General features: G+C 61.7%; 12 protein-coding genes and 3 tRNA genes. 13 read left to right on the forward strand and 2 right to left on the reverse strand.

From position 1 onward, the window contains the following. Positions 1-173: 173 nt before the first annotated feature. The gene (locus LPJGGPFB_RS09090) at positions 174-2012 is read right to left on the reverse strand and encodes a HAMP domain-containing methyl-accepting chemotaxis protein (RefSeq protein ID WP_173419670.1); all 1839 of its coding nucleotides are present in this window, start codon (positions 2010-2012) and stop codon (positions 174-176) included. Between the two features lie 376 nt (positions 2013-2388). Here LPJGGPFB_RS09090 and LPJGGPFB_RS09095 point away from each other — a divergent pair, with 376 nt between their 5' ends. The 3 genes from LPJGGPFB_RS09095 (at position 2389) to LPJGGPFB_RS09105 (ending at position 7588) form a co-directional block, all read left to right on the forward strand. After that, a complete protein-coding gene (locus LPJGGPFB_RS09095) occupies positions 2389-3666 on the forward strand; it encodes a metallophosphoesterase family protein (RefSeq protein WP_173419671.1) in 1278 nt (425 codons plus the stop codon). Then, complete coding sequence (locus tag LPJGGPFB_RS09100; RefSeq protein WP_173419672.1) at positions 3666-7127, forward strand: ATP-binding protein; 3462 nt, start codon at positions 3666-3668, stop codon at positions 7125-7127. Before LPJGGPFB_RS09095 ends, LPJGGPFB_RS09100 begins: the two co-directional genes overlap by 1 nt. A gap of 62 nt (positions 7128-7189) precedes the next feature. Next, the gene (locus LPJGGPFB_RS09105) at positions 7190-7588 is read left to right on the forward strand and encodes a (R)-mandelonitrile lyase (RefSeq protein WP_173419673.1); all 399 of its coding nucleotides are present in this window, start codon (positions 7190-7192) and stop codon (positions 7586-7588) included. A gap of 294 nt (positions 7589-7882) precedes the next feature. On the opposite strand, the gene LPJGGPFB_RS09110 is transcribed toward LPJGGPFB_RS09105, so the two are convergent. Continuing rightward, a tRNA-Val gene (locus tag LPJGGPFB_RS09110) sits at positions 7883-7958 on the reverse strand. A gap of 727 nt (positions 7959-8685) precedes the next feature. Between LPJGGPFB_RS09110 and LPJGGPFB_RS09115 the strand changes: the two genes are divergently transcribed. From LPJGGPFB_RS09115 to LPJGGPFB_RS09160, 10 genes are all read left to right on the forward strand, one after another. Then, positions 8686-8762 (forward strand) — tRNA-Asp (locus LPJGGPFB_RS09115). Positions 8763-8837: 75 nt separating this feature from the next. Next, positions 8838-8914: transfer RNA gene (locus tag LPJGGPFB_RS09120), tRNA-Asp, on the forward strand. Positions 8915-9209: 295 nt separating this feature from the next. Beyond that, a complete protein-coding gene (locus LPJGGPFB_RS09125) occupies positions 9210-9575 on the forward strand; it encodes an NADH-quinone oxidoreductase subunit A (protein ID WP_112809915.1) in 366 nt (121 codons plus the stop codon). Then, on the forward strand, positions 9566-10144 hold the full coding sequence (locus LPJGGPFB_RS09130) for a NuoB/complex I 20 kDa subunit family protein (protein ID WP_077498495.1): 579 nt from the start codon (positions 9566-9568) through the stop codon (positions 10142-10144). The genes LPJGGPFB_RS09125 and LPJGGPFB_RS09130 overlap by 10 nt, the downstream gene beginning before the upstream one ends. Before the next feature lie 18 nt (positions 10145-10162). Continuing rightward, positions 10163-10768 carry an NADH-quinone oxidoreductase subunit C gene (locus LPJGGPFB_RS09135; protein WP_173419674.1) on the forward strand — a complete coding sequence of 202 codons (606 nt, stop codon included), beginning with the start codon at positions 10163-10165 and terminating at the stop codon, positions 10766-10768. Between the two features lie 57 nt (positions 10769-10825). Then, positions 10826-12016 carry an NADH-quinone oxidoreductase subunit D gene (locus tag LPJGGPFB_RS09140; protein ID WP_112809913.1) on the forward strand — a complete coding sequence of 397 codons (1191 nt, stop codon included), beginning with the start codon at positions 10826-10828 and terminating at the stop codon, positions 12014-12016. Beyond that, positions 12016-12270, forward strand: coding sequence for a hypothetical protein (locus tag LPJGGPFB_RS09145; RefSeq protein ID WP_173419675.1), 255 nt, complete (start codon positions 12016-12018; stop codon positions 12268-12270). Before LPJGGPFB_RS09140 ends, LPJGGPFB_RS09145 begins: the two co-directional genes overlap by 1 nt. 16 nt (positions 12271-12286) lie before the next feature. Next, positions 12287-13414, forward strand: coding sequence for an NADH-quinone oxidoreductase subunit E (locus tag LPJGGPFB_RS09150; protein WP_173419676.1), 1128 nt, complete (start codon positions 12287-12289; stop codon positions 13412-13414). 11 nt (positions 13415-13425) lie between these two features. Next, entirely contained in the window at positions 13426-14730 is a 1305-nt protein-coding gene (gene nuoF / locus LPJGGPFB_RS09155; RefSeq protein ID WP_173419677.1) for an NADH-quinone oxidoreductase subunit NuoF, read from the forward strand. Between the two features lie 5 nt (positions 14731-14735). Further along, the gene (locus tag LPJGGPFB_RS09160) at positions 14736-15410 is read left to right on the forward strand and encodes an NADH:ubiquinone oxidoreductase (protein WP_173419678.1); all 675 of its coding nucleotides are present in this window, start codon (positions 14736-14738) and stop codon (positions 15408-15410) included. The last annotated feature ends 75 nt before the right edge of the window (positions 15411-15485 follow it).

A 15485-nucleotide genomic window follows, 5' to 3' on the forward strand; every position in this document is an offset into this window, starting at 1 on the left:
GGAAAATTGTGAGGTGCCATGTCAAATGGCAGCAACATTATTGATAGTTACAATTGCTACATTTGTCGACTAAAACCTCTGCCATTTCACGGTAACGACCTCCTCAACGAAGAAACGGCCCCCGTTTCCGGAGACCGTTTCACTTGCATGCTCAAGAATTTCGCCTGTTCGGACTATGCCGCCCAGCGCGATGAACCGGCCGAAGGCGCGTAGCCGTAGCCGGAAGTCTCGGCCAGCGTGAAGCGGGCGATAAGCTCGCGCAGACGACCTGCCTCCTGTGCCAGCGTCGCGCTTGCGGCATTCGCCTCTTCGACCATGGCGGCGTTCTGCTGGGTCACCTGGTCCATCTGGTTGACGGCGGTGTTGACCTCGGAAAGTCCGGCAGACTGTTCCTGCGCCGAAACAGCGATCGCATCCATGTGCTGATTGATCGTCACGATGAAACCTTCGATCGTGCGCAGCGCTTCGCCGGTCTCGCGGACCAGCTTGACGCCGCTCTGCACCTCGACGGCCGAGTTGCGGATCAGGTCCTTGATCTCCTTGGCGGCATTGGCAGAGCGCTGTGCCAGTTCGCGCACTTCCTGGGCAACGACGGCAAAGCCCTTGCCGGCATCGCCGGCGCGGGCCGCTTCCACGCCGGCATTCAGCGCCAGCAGGTTGGTCTGGAATGCGATCTCGTCGATGACGCCGATGATGTTGGAGATCTGGCTCGACGAATGCTCGATACGGCCCATGGCGTCGACCGCACCGGAGACGATGGCGCCTGACTTGTGGGCGCTTTCGTTAGCCTGGCTGGCGATGGCGCGCGCTTCGTTGGTTCGTTTGGACGAACTGCCGACATTGGCCGTGATCTGGTCGAGGGCGGCAGCTGTTTCTTCCAGCGAGGCGGCCTGCTGTTCGGTGCGGCGCGACAGGTCGTCGGCGCTCTGGCTGACTTCGCGTGCGCCGCTGTCGATGCTGCTGGAGCTGGAGGAGACGGCAGCCAGCGTATCGGCCAGCTGGGCAACGGCCTGATTGAGGTCGTGACGCAGCTGTTCGAAATCCGGCGCAAAAGGTTCGTTGAGTTGGAAGGCGAGATCGCCCGCCGCCAGGCGGCGAAGACCGGTCGCAAGACCCGCCGTTGCTTCCTGCAGGCGGATTTGCGCGGCGGCTTCCGCCTCCTCCGTTACGCGTCGACGCTCGGCCTCAGCCTGCGAACGCTGCACCTTGGCATCTTCCTCGAGCTGCAGATTGGAGATGGCGGCCTCGCGGAAGACCTCGACGGCGCGTGCCATCTCGCCGATCTCGTCCTTGCGCGCGCCGTAGGGAATGGCGGTGGAGGTGTCGCCGTTTGCAAGACCCGCCATCGAGCGGGTGATGATCTGGATCGGACGAGCGATGCCGCGGATTGCGTAGAGGATGGCGCCGAGCACGATGAAGGCCGCAACCGCGATGACACCCATTTCGATCGTACGGATCTGGTCGTGCGTGGCGGAGCTTGCAGCAACGGCAGCGTCTGCGCCGGCAAGGTTAAGCGCGCGCATGTCCTTGATCGCTTGATCGACCAGTTGTTCCGTTTCGCGCATCTCGACCTTGAACACGCTTTGCGCCTTCATGTTTTCGAGATTGTTGGAGAGTTTGACCATGCCCGCGGAGACAGAGAGATAGGCCTCGTAGGTGCTCTTTACCTTGTCGAGCGCCGCCTTGTCGGCGTCGGTCACCATGAGCGCGGCGTATTCGTCCGATAGCTTGCCGAACCCGGCCACGGTTTCACCGATGACCTTTTCGGCCGCCTTCTTCTCGAAAGGTGTCAGCGAGATCAGGTGCCGGGCAAACGACATGCGCGTGTCCGAAAGCTGGGTTTCGAGCGCACGCGAAAGCGAGACGCGCGGCAACCAGGTGGTGGCGATCTCGTTGTTGCGCTCGTTCATCATCTTGATGCCGCCGAGCGAGGCGACAGCCAACACGGTGACGATGAGGCCAACCATCAGGAAAAGGGCAATAAGAGTGTGTGATATCTTTAGGCGCGACATGAATAACTCCGGAGGAACGGCGTCCGTAAAAGCTTGTGCATGAATAAGTCGTTCCGGCTCTTGATCGTCATGACGGAGCGGATGCCGAAGCAGGGAGTCATTCCTGTGCTTGACCGCACGCAAAATGCAGCCGCGCGAAACCTATCCAACAAGTTGTTACAAAAGCGCTAATCGATTAAAGTGAGTATAATCTGATATTTGCACATAGGAGCACGCGCTCTTTCGAGCGATCGTTTAATGCCGAAACTGCAGTCCACATGCATTAGGACTGTCTTTACTTGGGTGGCCTGAAATAACCGTGTGGGATGGGCGCGTTCGCGTGGATGACGGTCGCCGGTGCATTGACGGGTGCTGCTGTCGCGGGCCATGGTCGGCCATGCCCTTCCGTTTCGTTCACACCGCCGACCTCCATCTCGATTCGCCGCTACGCAGCCTCGCGCTTCGAAATGCCGATCTTGCCGAAATCGTGCGCGGCGCCACCCGGCAGGCGCTCGTGCGGATTGTCGATCTCTGCCTTGCCGAAGAGGTCGATGCCCTGCTGATCGCCGGCGACCTTTACGACGGCAGCCAGACGTCCATGAACACCGCGCTGTTCCTCGCGGGCGAACTGCGCCGCCTGGACGAAGCCGGCATCCGTGTCTTCATCATCCGTGGCAACCATGATGCCCAATCGCAGGTGACGAATGAACTGACCTTGCCGCCGTCTACGCATGTCTTCAAGGGCCGCAGCAAGCCTGTTCTGGCCAAGACGCTGGAGAGCGGCCGCGATGTCTATATCCACGGCATGAGCTTTGCGAGCCCGCACGCGCCGGAAAGCCTGCTGCCGTCCTTTCACAGGCCCGCTGTCGACACGATCAATATCGGCATGCTGCATACGAGCCTTGCGGGTGCAGCCGGCCACGATCTTTACGCGCCCTGCAGCGTAGCGGAGCTCCAGGCACACGGCTTCGACTATTGGGCGCTCGGCCACGTTCATCAACATCAGGTGCATGCCAGCGAACCCTTTGTCGTCATGCCGGGCATGCCGCAGGGGCGCGACATCAATGAAGCCGGGGCCAAGGGCGTGATGCTGGTGACAGTCAGCGACGAGGGGCGGTTGACGATCGAGGAGCGGGCGATCGGCCTTGCGACTTTCGAGAGGATGAGCCTTGAGCTGACAGGCATTTCCGAGTGGAGCGATATGCTCGATGCGGTCCGAAACGCCTTCCTGCGGGCTCGCAATGCCTACGCTGCCGATCACGTGATCCTTCGGCTGACCTTGACTGGTGCGACACCGCTTGCCTGGCGCCTGCGCCGCGATGGCGATCTGCTCCAGGCAGAGATCGACAATGTGGCTGCGGGTATCGGCGGCTGCTGGGTCGAGAAGATCGAGCTCGATTGCCGCAACCCGGATGCCGGAACCGGGACGGTGATGGCCGACCCGGTCGATGAATTGGCGGCGCTTGTCTCAAGCGACGTCCTGCCAGCCCATGGCTACCGTCAGGACGTGCGCGCCGCCGTCGAGGAGTTGCTGCAGCAACTGCCGCCGGAGTTGCGCCAGCTCTTGGCGCCGGATGAAGCGGCTGTCGAAAGACTGGCATTCGATGCCGGTGTCTCCGGTGCAGCGGAGGTGCTTGCGCATCTTCACGGCAGCGCCGGCGGGGGGGCTCGCTGATGCGGTTGCGCGAACTCGACCTGGTGCGCTACGGCAAATTTACCGAGCGCCGTCTTGATTTCGGTCCGGCGGCATCGGGCGCGCCGGACCTGCATATCGTCTACGGACCGAACGAGGCCGGCAAGTCGACGTTGTTTTCAGGCTTCCTCGATCTGCTTTTCGGCATAGAGCACTACAGCTCTTACGGCTTTCTGCACCCCTATCCAACCATGCGGGTCGGCGGGATTGTCGAGGCGGCTGGTCGCACGCACCAGGCCTTCCGAGTGAAGCGCAAGACCAACACGCTGGTGGGCGCCGACGATCAGCCGCTGCCGGACAATCTGTTTTCCGCCTCGCTCGGCTCGATCGACCGTGCGACCTATCGCATGATGTTCTCGCTCGACGATGACAGCATCGAGGAGGGCGGGGAATCAATCCTGAAGAGTGAGGGTGAACTCGGTTCGCTGCTTTTTTCCGCCAGTTCCGGCCTGCCCGATAGCGCCGCGATCCTGTCTACCCTGCGCGGTGAGGCGGATGCCTTTTACCGACCTCAGGCACGCAAGCATCAGCTTTCCGAACTGAAGGCCGAACTCGACGCGCTGAAGGTCGAGCGCAGTCTGCTTGATGTCAATGCCCGCGAATACGCGGCGTTGCGCAAGACGCTTCTGGCGGCCCGTGAGCGTCACGACGCGGCCATGGCGCACCGTGTCGAGCTGCGCATGGAACGTGACCGGCTGAAGGCTCAGATGGATGCCTTGCCGCTCTTCAGGCGACTTGATGGTCTGCGAGCCGATCTGGCAAAGGCGCCGGCCTTGCCGCGAGCGCCGGCCGAGTGGGCAGCGGATCTGCCGGCGTTGCGCCGACGCGACATCGAAATCGCGACCAGGCTGCGCCAGCTTGACGACGAAGCCCGGCGCAGGCAGGACGAACTGGAAGATCTGCCGCGAGACGAGGCGGCCCTCGTCCTGGCGGAACGTTTGAACGTGCTGCAGGAGACCGCGCTTGATGCACGGTATGTGACCGCGGCGCGCGACATGCCGGCACGGATCGACGAACTGTCGCGAACGAAAACCGAAATTGCCGCCTGCCTTGTCCGGCTCGGAGATCCCGGCGACCGGGATCCGGCGTCGCTGCTGCTGCCGGCGGCCACAAACACCCGGCTGCAGGAACTCTCCCGGCAACATTCGGCGCTGCAGGAGCGTGCGGCATCTGCCCGACAGGAGGCGGATGCGGCAAGGCGTGCGGAGCGGGAGGCAGCCGCCGAGCTTGTGCGGCTACAGGCCGAAGGCGGCCCGGGTGCTGATCCGACCATGCTTGTCGAGCGTCTTCGGCGCCTGCGGCAGGACGATTGCGGTCTGCGGCTGCATGCCGCAAGACAGTCGCTCGAGCGCCTGGATGCCGAGCTTGCCGATAAGCTCGAGGCTTTGAATCCGTTTTCCGGCAGCGCCGATGATCTGCTCGGTCTGCCTGTGCCGGCCGCTGGCACGATCGAGATCTGGCGACGAGAACTTGCGGCGCTGGACGAAAGGCGTCTGCGCCTTGCAGATCGCATCGGCAGCGAGACCGAGCAACTGGCTGGCGAGGCGGCCCGCCTCGACGCCCTGACGGCTTCGGGTGGGGCCATTGACGACAGGGCTTCCACCGAGCTTCGCCAGCATCGGCAGCATGCCTGGGAAAAGCACAAGGCTCGGCTGGATGCAACGACCGCCGTGATCTTTGAAGACGCCTTGCGGCGCGACGACGATGCAACGGCATTGCGGCTTGCCGAGGCGGCAAAGGTCGCAGATATGCACTCGCTCGCCTTGTCGATCGCCGAGCGCCGGGCGCGGCTCGATTCGCTTCGGGAACATCAGGTTTCCGTCGCCGGGGAATCGTCCGTGTTGCTGGAAGCCGTGCAGATGGCTGCGGCAGGCTGTGGATTACCTAGCGTCACGCAACTGACGCAGCTGGAGGCTTGGATTGCGGCTCGGCTTGCGGCGCTCGATGTTCGCACGCAGCAGCGCTCGACCCGGCTGGAGTTCGATCGCGCCCAGGCCGACGCGAAGGACGCGCGTGAAACACTCAAGGAATCACTCGCCGAGATCGGACTGACCGAACGTCTCCCGCCGCGGCTTGATGATCTCATGGCCTTTGCCGAAAATGCCATCGCGCAGGCACAGGCGGCCTTCGTTGCCGGCAAGGCGGCGCGCGAGGCCGCTCGACGTGCCGCCGACGGTCTGGAGCAGCGGCTGTCGACCTTGACGCAGGCCGAAGACGCCTTGTCGTCCTGGCAGGCGCAATGGGATGATCTGCTGTCGGGCACCTGGCTTGCTGGTCGGCCTGAGCGGCCGCTGCCGGATCAGATTGCGCCCATGCTCGCCGTCTTGCAGGATCTCGACAAGCTGGTGCAGCGCAAGGTGGATCTCGATCACCGCGTCACCGGCATGCGCAAGGACCAAGTGGCCTTTGAGACGGCGATCGCAGACCTTGCCGGCGCTTCGGCCGTCGACGATACGCTTGCGACCTTCGCCGCCATGAAGGCGCGCATCGCCGAGGCTGAAAAACACGAGGCTCGGCGCGCGGCGCTGTTGGCGGAATGTGTCCGGCTTGAAGAGGAGAAACGCAAGGTAGCTGCGGAGCAGGAGCTCCACGTTGCCCGCAAGCGCCTCGTGCTCGATTTTTTCGACTGCGAGACTTTGGATGAAGCAGGCTTGCGGCTCGACGCTTCCCGCGAACAGGAGAGGCTGTGCCAGCGCATCACCGAAGCGGAGGCCGACCTGGTGTCGCGCCTTGGCGTTGTCAGCATCGACGATGCGTTGGCGTTACTGGCCACGCTTGATGACGAGGCGGTAAGGCTGGAGTTGGTTCGCATCGAGGCGCTTCTTGAGGAAAGCGACCGCGATGTCAGCGAGTTGCATGCCGACATGCGAACGAAGGAAGCCGCGCTTGCAAATATCGCCGGCGATGACACCGTTGCAGCCCTCGAGCAGCGTCGCCGCACGCTGCTTTTGGAGATCGAGGCAAAGGCGCTCGGCTATCTCAAACTGAGGGCGGGTCTGATCGCTGCCGAACAGGCGCTCCGGCTCTTTCGCGAGCGCCACCGCAGCGCCATGATGCGGCGCGCCTCGGAAACCTTCAGCCGTATCAGTGGCGGAGAATATACGGGTCTGTCGGCACAGGCCGACAAGGGCCAGGAGTTCCTGATTGCCAACGCCGCTGCCGGCGGATCCAAGCTGGCACGCGATCTCTCCAAGGGCACGCGCTTCCAGCTCTATCTGTCACTCAGGATCGCGGGCTACCATGAAGTGGCCGCAGCGCGCGAAACCTTGCCCTTCATTGCTGACGACATCATGGAGACGTTTGACGACGGTCGTGCCGGTCGCGCCTTCGCGTTGATGGCGGATATGGCCCGCCTCGGGCAGGTGATCTATCTGACGCATCACGAGCATCTTTGCGACATCGCCCGGGCGGCGTGCCCGGAAGTGACCATCCACAGGCTTTGACGCTTGCTTAAATCGGCATGCTGTTGCCGAATGGTCGCCACGAAGAACTGGAGGAACGGCAGATGGATATCATACCCAGCGGTTCACGGCCCTCAACGCGGCCTCCGGCCGAGTATTTTACCGGAGCGGTCAGGCAGGACCCCGTGATCGAGGCGGCGGAGCCGGCTCGCGTGCGCGCCGTGAACGTGACGTTCGAGCCTGGGGCACGCACTGCGTGGCATACGCATCCGCTGGGCCAGACCCTGGTGGTCACCTCGGGCCGCGGGCTGGCACAGGTCTGGGGCGGGCCGGTGCGCGAGATAAAGACTGGGGACGTGGTTTGGTTTCCGCCGGGTGAAAAGCACTGGCACGGTGCCGCGCCGGATACCGCCATGGCTCACCTCGCCATTCAGGAAGCACTCGAAGGCAAGGCGGTCGATTGGCTCGAACATGTCAGCGAAGAGCAGTATCGCGGCGTCTAGCCGATTCTTTTGCGAATCGGCCGCGTTTGAGATGGGATGGCGAATCGGATTTGAGGAGTTCTTTCGCCGCGCGCCGCCAGAGCAAGGGCGCTTTCAAGAGAATCGGCTCCGCGACACGACTGAACGCCAAAGTGGTTTTCGCCGCTTGAGTTTGCCGGAAGCGCCAACAGCACGATGTTTTGATGCGTTGAGTCCGCGAGACGCTGGGCGTTCATCGCGCATTGCGGCATAAAGCACTGCGAGAGGCAGACACATGGCCTGAATTATCATCAACAATTACATGAGAAGAGAAAATGGTGGGCGATGACGGACTCGAACCGCCGACATCCTCGGTGTAAACGAGGCGCTCTACCAACTGAGCTAATCGCCCTTCAGCGTCCGGACCGGATGTGTCCGCCGCGTCGGTGGCCGTGATCTAGGCGTAACCGAAAAAAACCGCAAGAGCATTTCCGTCGTTTTTTCGATTTTTTTTGCACGACGCGACAGAAGTGCAGGAGTTGTCGGGTTCTCGCGTTGTGGAAAAAAACGGTGAACGGCGACTGTGGAAAACGACGATTGGTCTCACGGCGACTTTCGCTCGAATCCGTCGAGCAGGGACCAATACCAAGTCTCGATGATAGGAACCTATAGGATGGCTCACGGCTCATCGCCGGTCTCTGCCTCGGCGCGGTGCTGCATCGAGCAAGCATCGCATCGACGCCAGAGCCAGCCAGCATTACCTTCGGCAGGCTTCTCAAGCTTTCTGGCGGTGTCGAGATCCTTGACCGATGCACGAGCATCGCTCCGCGGATCTCTCCTTGCCAGAAAACCCGATCGAGCCTGTCCTATAGGTTCTTATCATCGAGACTTTGATGAACATCCGCGCACCGGCTCTCCTCATGGCGGGACGTCCGGCCGTGCAAAGGGAAGCGAGCCTCCTATGATAGGGGAGGGAAGAGCCGGCTTTGATCTTGCCTGTGGATCAAATTTGGCTCTGTCACGGATTTGTCTCCAAACACGCTTGACACCCAAATGCGAACCGCTTAGTTAGCCGCTCATCGAACGGGCAAGCCCGCTTCGGTGCCGGGGCGGAAACGCCCCAGCCACTTCAAGATGATGCGGGTGTAGCTCAGTCGGTTAGAGTGCCGGCCTGTCACGCCGGAGGTCGCGGGTTCGAGCCCCGTCACTCGCGCCATTCTTGACATGGTTTGACTTGAGGCATTTTCAGAAAATGCCGATGGTGGTAATACTGACCCCTTGGGTCATATGCGCGGGTGTAGCTCAGTCGGTTAGAGTGCCGGCCTGTCACGCCGGAGGTCGCGGGTTCGAGCCCCGTCACTCGCGCCATTTACCCCTTGATCCCTCCGATATAATATGATTGCGAATAGCCTCTTTTGCAGTGCGGCAATCTGTCCTCCAAACTACGATTTTACCGTAAAGTCTGCCCATCCCTGCAAATCAGCGCTTTGCCGCGGCACGTCGTCCAATCCTGTGTCGCGAACCGGTTTAAATGCCCCTCGAAGGCTTGCGCGCAAGCGCGGGCTGCGCTAACCACTCTGGCGTTGCAACATATTTTTCGGCCTGCGAGATTTGTTGTTTGGCGCTCTCCCATGCGCCCTCCCGCAGGCAGGGACGGATAACAATGACTGAACTTCTCGGTTCCTATGTTCCGATCGCGATTTTCATTGGAATCGCACTTGTGATCGGTGTGGCACTTTTGATTGCCCCTTTCGCCGTGGCGTTCAAGGCGCCTGATTCGGAAAAGCTGTCGGCCTACGAATGCGGTTTCAATGCGTTCGACGACGCTCGCATGAAGTTCGACATTCGATTCTACCTTGTGTCGATCCTCTTCATCATCTTTGACCTGGAAGTCGCCTTCCTCTTCCCGTGGGCCGTTTCGTTCCATCAGCTCGGCTGGTTTGGATTCTGGTCCATGATGGTCTTCCTCGGTGTGCTGACGATCGGCTTTATCTATGAATGGAAGAAGGGAGCGCTGGAATGGAACTAGCATCCGGCACCACGCTCGTTGCGCCCAAGCCGAAGGGGATCATCGATCCCTCGACCGGCAAGCCGATCGGCAGCAATGATGCATTCTTCGGCGAGATCAACAACGAGCTCGCCGACAAGGGTTTTCTGGTTACCTCGACCGACGAGCTCATCACCTGGGCGCGCACCGGTTCGCTGATGTGGATGACCTTCGGTCTTGCCTGCTGCGCCGTCGAGATGATGCAGATGTCGATGCCGCGTTACGACGCTGAGCGCTTCGGCTTTGCGCCGCGCGCCTCACCGCGCCAGTCCGACGTGATGATCGTCGCCGGCACGCTGACCAACAAGATGGCGCCCGCACTCCGCAAGGTCTACGACCAGATGCCGGAGCCGCGTTACGTGATCTCGATGGGTTCGTGCGCCAATGGCGGCGGCTATTATCACTATTCCTATTCCGTCGTGCGTGGCTGCGACCGTGTCGTGCCCGTTGATATCTATGTGCCAGGCTGTCCTCCCACGGCAGAAGCGCTGCTTTACGGCGTGCTTCTGCTGCAGAAGAAGATCCGCCGGACCGGCACGATCGAACGCTAAGGGTAGGGGGTTCTGAACATGAGTGAAGCCCTGAACGAGCTTGCCTCCTATCTGCGCGAGACGCGCGGTCAGCTGATTTCGGACGCCGCGATCAATTACGGCGAACTGACGCTGACGACGACGGCTGCAAACCTGATCGAGCTGTTGACGTTCCTGCGTGATGACGTGCAGTGCGCCTTCATCAACTTCGTCGATGTTTGTGGCGTCGACTGGCCGCAGCGGCCGGATCGTTTCGACGTCGTCTATCACCTGCTGTCCCCGCGCCAGAATCTGCGCGTGCGCATCAAGGTTGCGACCGGCGAAGGCGAACCCGTGCCGTCGGCCACCAGCGTCTTTCCGGGCGCCGACTGGTTCGAGCGCGAAGCCTACGACATGTATGGCATCCTGTTTACCGGCCATCCGGACCTGCGTCGCATTCTGACGGATTACGGTTTTGAGGGGCATCCGCTGCGCAAGGACTTCCCGGTTACCGGGTTTGTCGAGGTTCGCTATGATGACGAAGCCAAGCGCGTCGTCTATGAGCCCGTCGAACTGAAGCAGGAATTCCGGAACTTCGACTTCCTCTCCCCGTGGGAAGGGACCGAATACGTCCTGCCCGGCGACGAGAAGGCGAAAGCACGGTGAGACTAAGTCGGCCCGCGGCGACCCCTAGAGGGCGCCGTCCGGCCTGGAGCAATCGGTATGACCGAACATAACGTCCGCAATTTCAACATCAACTTTGGTCCGCAGCATCCGGCGGCGCACGGCGTTCTGCGTCTGGTGCTCGAGCTTGATGGCGAAATCGTCGAGCGCGTCGACCCGCATATCGGCCTGCTGCATCGCGGCACCGAGAAGCTGATCGAAACCAAGACCTATCTGCAGGCTGTTCCCTATTTCGATCGGCTCGACTACGTCGCGCCGATGAACCAGGAGCACGCTTTTGCGCTTGCCGTCGAAAAGCTGACCGGAACAGAAGTGCCGATCCGCGGCCAGCTGATCCGCGTTCTCTACTCGGAAATTGGCCGTATCCTGTCGCATCTTCTGAACGTGACCACGCAGGCCATGGACGTCGGCGCGCTGACACCGCCGCTCTGGGGCTTCGAGGAGCGTGAAAAGCTGATGGTGTTCTACGAGCGTGCCTGCGGTGCGCGCATGCACTCGGCCTATTTCCGCCCCGGTGGCGTGCATCAGGATCTGCCGCACGAGTTGGTCGAAGACATCGGCAAGTGGATCGATCCGTTCCTGAAGACCGTCGACGATATCGATGAGCTTCTGACCGGCAACCGCATCTTCAAGCAGCGCAACGTCGACATCGGCGTCGTCAAGCTGGACGACGCCTGGGCCTGGGGTTTTTCGGGCGTGATGGTTCGTGGTTCCGGCGCTGCCTGGGACCTGCGCCGTTCGCAGCCCTACGAATGCTATTCCGACATGGAATTCGACATTCCGATCGGCAAGAATGGCGACTGCTTCGATCGTTACCTCATCCGCATGATCGAAATGCGCGAGTCGGCCAAGATCATGCGCCAATGCGTGAACCGCCTGCTCGGGGACGCCAAGGTTGGGCCGGTCTCGTCGATGGACGGCAAGATCGTTCCGCCGAAGCGCGGCGAGATGAAGCGCTCGATGGAAGCGCTGATCCACCACTTCAAGCTCTACACCGAAGGCTACCATGTGCCGGCAGGTGATGTTTACGCAGCCGTCGAAGCGCCGAAGGGCGAATTCGGCGTCTACCTCGTCTCCGACGGTAGCAACAAGCCCTATCGCTGCAAGATCCGTGCCCCAGGCTACGCGCATCTGCAGGCGATGGACTTCCTCTGTCGCGGACACCAGCTTGCCGACGTTTCGGCGGTGCTGGGCTCCCTCGATATCGTGTTCGGTGAGGTGGATCGCTGATGCGTTTCGCGCCCCTGGCAACGGCTGGATTTCTTGTGCTGGCAACGGCGGCATCCGCGCAGGATTCCGCCAACAGCGAAGCGTCTGCCGGAATGCGTGGGGGCTCGATGGCCGAGCTCGTGGCCAACGGCTACGAGATCAAGGCAGCCGTGGCCAATGGCACGCGCTACATCGTATTTTTACAAAAAGACCAGTCGGCCTATGCCTGCGAGTTCGTTTCGGTGACGAAGTCGCGGTGTGGATCGATTAACTGATAAGGTGTCGTGAAGAATGTCTGTTCGTCGACTAGCCGAAGACAATGTCCAGCCGGCGGCTTTCGCGTTCAATCGCGAAAATGCCGCTTGGGCACAAATGACAATCCAGAAGTATCCGAAAGGCCGCGAGCAGTCCGCGGTCATTCCGCTGTTGATGCGGGCGCAGGAGCAGGACGGCTGGGTAACGAAGGCCGCGATCGAATCGATCGCCGACATGCTCGGCATGGCCTATATCCGCGCGCTCGAAGTTGCGACCTTCTATACCCAGTTCCAGCTGAAGCCGGTCGGCACGCGCGCTCACATCCAGGTCTGCGGCACGACGCCGTGCATGCTGCGTGGCGCTGAAGACCTGATCCGCGTCTGCAAGAGCAAGATCGCCCATGATCCCTTCACCCTCAACGAGAGCGGGACGCTGTCGTGGGAAGAAGTTGAATGTCAGGGCGCCTGCGTGAATGCGCCGATGGTCATGATCTTCAAGGATACCTATGAAGACCTGACGCCCGAGCAACTCGAGCAGATCATCGACCGCTTTGATGCAGGCAAGGGCGCCGAGGTTGCGACCGGCCCGCAGGTCGACCGCATCTTCTCGGCACCGGAAGGTGGCCCGACGACACTGGCGACTCCGGATGCACCGGTGAAGAAGGCTCCGGCTGCAGCCAAGAAGGCCGGCGAAGCGCCTGCCGTCAGCGTGCCGCCGTCGAATGCCGCACGCGTCAAGACCGATGCCATCGAAACCAGCGCCGCCGTGAAGACGCCGGCAACGGCAAAGGCGGCCGCGGCCGAAAATGCCAAGGTCGAAGGCGACACAGTCGACAAGTCGAAGCCCGCCAAGGCAGCCGAGATTTCCGGCAAGCCGTCGCTTGAAGACAAGAACCGCCCGGCAGGCATTTCGCGGCCCGGTTCCGTCGACGACCTCAAGCTGATCTCGGGCGTTGGCCCGAAGATCGAAGGCACGCTGCACGAACTCGGCATCTTCACCTTCGCGCAGGTCGCGTCGTGGAAGAAGGTCGAACGCGAATGGGTCGACAGCTATCTGAATTTCAAGGGCCGGATCGAACGTGACGATTGGGTCAAGCAGGCCAAGGCGCTCGCCAAGGGTGGCGAAGCCGAATACATCAAAGTTTTCGGCAAGAAGCCGCGGTAAAGAGGTGAACCATGCTCAGAGATGAAGATCGCATCTTTACCAACATCTACGGCCTCAAGGACAAGTCTCTCAAGGGCGCGATGAGCCGTGGCCATTGGGACGGCACCAAGCAGCTGCTCGAAAAGGGCCGCGACTGGATCGTCAACGAAGTGAAGGCATCCGGCCTTCGCGGCCGTGGCGGCGCCGGCTTCCCGACAGGCCTCAAGTGGTCCTTCATGCCGAAGGAAAGCGACGGCCGTCCGCACTATCTGGTCGTCAACGCCGACGAATCCGAACCAGGCACCTGCAAGGACCGTGACATCATGCGTCACGACCCGCACACGCTGATCGAAGGCTGTGTCATTGCCTCCTTCGCAATGGGTGCGCATGTGGCCTATATCTACGTGCGCGGCGAGTTCGTCCGCGAGCGCGAGGCGCTGCAGGCAGCCATCGACGAGTGCTACGCTTACGGCCTGCTCGGCAAGAACAACAAGCTCGGCTACGACATCGACATCTACGTGCACCATGGTGCCGGCGCCTACATCTGCGGCGAAGAGACGGCCCTGCTCGAAAGCCTTGAAGGCAAGAAGGGCCAGCCGCGCCTGAAGCCGCCGTTCCCTGCCAACATGGGTCTCTACGGCTGCCCGACGACCGTCAACAACGTCGAGTCGATCGCGGTTACGCCGACTATCCTGCGCCGCGGCGCCGGCTGGTACACGAGCTTTGGTCGTCCGAACAACCATGGCACAAAGCTCTATTCGGTTTCCGGGCACGTCAATCGTCCGTGCACGGTCGAAGACGCCATGTCGATCCCGTTCCATGAGCTCATCGAGAAGCACTGCGGCGGCATTCGCGGCGGCTGGGACAACCTGCTTGCCGTCATCCCCGGTGGATCGTCCGTCCCTTGCGTGCCCGGCGCGCAGATGAAGGACGCGATCATGGATTTCGACGGGCTGCGTGAGGTCGGCTCCAGTCTTGGCACCGCCGCCGTCATCGTCATGGACAAGTCCACCGACATCATCAAGGCGATCTGGCGTCTCTCGGCCTTCTACAAGCACGAGAGCTGCGGCCAGTGCACGCCGTGCCGCGAAGGAACGGGCTGGATGATGCGCGTGATGGAACGCATGGTTCAGGGTCGCGCCCAGAAGCGCGAAATCGACATGCTGTTCGATGTCACCAAGCAGGTGGAAGGCCACACGATCTGCGCGCTCGGCGACGCAGCCGCCTGGCCGATCCAGGGCCTGATCAAGCATTTCCGTCCGGAAATGGAAGCGCGCATCGACGAATACACGCGCAATGCGTCGTCGCATGGCGCGGTCCTGGAAGCGGCGGAGTAACGGTCATGGTCGGCGCACGCAAGGATGGACAGGTGAGGGGAGAGGCCGAGAGCGGCATTTCATCCGCACGTCCGCTTGGCGGCGATCCGGCCGATCCGTTCGGCATGGCCGAATGGATGAAGACCATGCCGCAGGTGCCGCTGCATCCGTTGATGGCGCATCCGGCAGGTGCTGTTGCGGCTGCAACCGCACTGGGTTTCGGTCTGTCGAGCCACATCGCTGGCGTCATGCTCGGTGCGATGCAGGGCGCGGTCGAAGCGTTGCAGAAGGGTTCGGCTTTGGCCGGCCAGATGCAGGCAGGCGTTCCGGCTGAAGTCGCTCCGATCAAGCCTGCTCCGGCCCAGGCGGAAGCAAGAGCGCAAGAGACCGTGAAGCCGACTGTGGCGAAGAAGAGCCCGGCCCCCAAGCCGAAGACAGAGAAGAAGTCGGTGGAGCCTGCAAAGGCTCAGGCTGCTTCGAAGCCGAGGGCTCGTACCTCCGACGATCTCAAGCGGATTTCCGGCGTCGGCCCGAAGCTCGAGCAGGTGCTGAACGGCAAGGGCATTCGGCGGTTCGCCGATATCGCCGCGTGGAGCGAAGCCGATGTCGCTCGCTTCGATGACGAACTGGGCTTTGGCGGGCGCATTCTGCGCGACGACTGGGTAAAGCAGGCTAAGGCGCTGAAAGGCGCGAAAGAATAAGAGGCGGTGACCTCAAGAGGTCACCACCGGCAAGCAGCATGGCTGTGTTGGAATTGTCCGTCGCCTCGAAGGTGG

Origin of the sequence: Ensifer adhaerens, from assembly GCF_013283195.1 — a bacterium.
In the GTDB taxonomy this organism is placed as follows: domain Bacteria; phylum Pseudomonadota; class Alphaproteobacteria; order Rhizobiales; family Rhizobiaceae; genus Ensifer; species Ensifer adhaerens_G.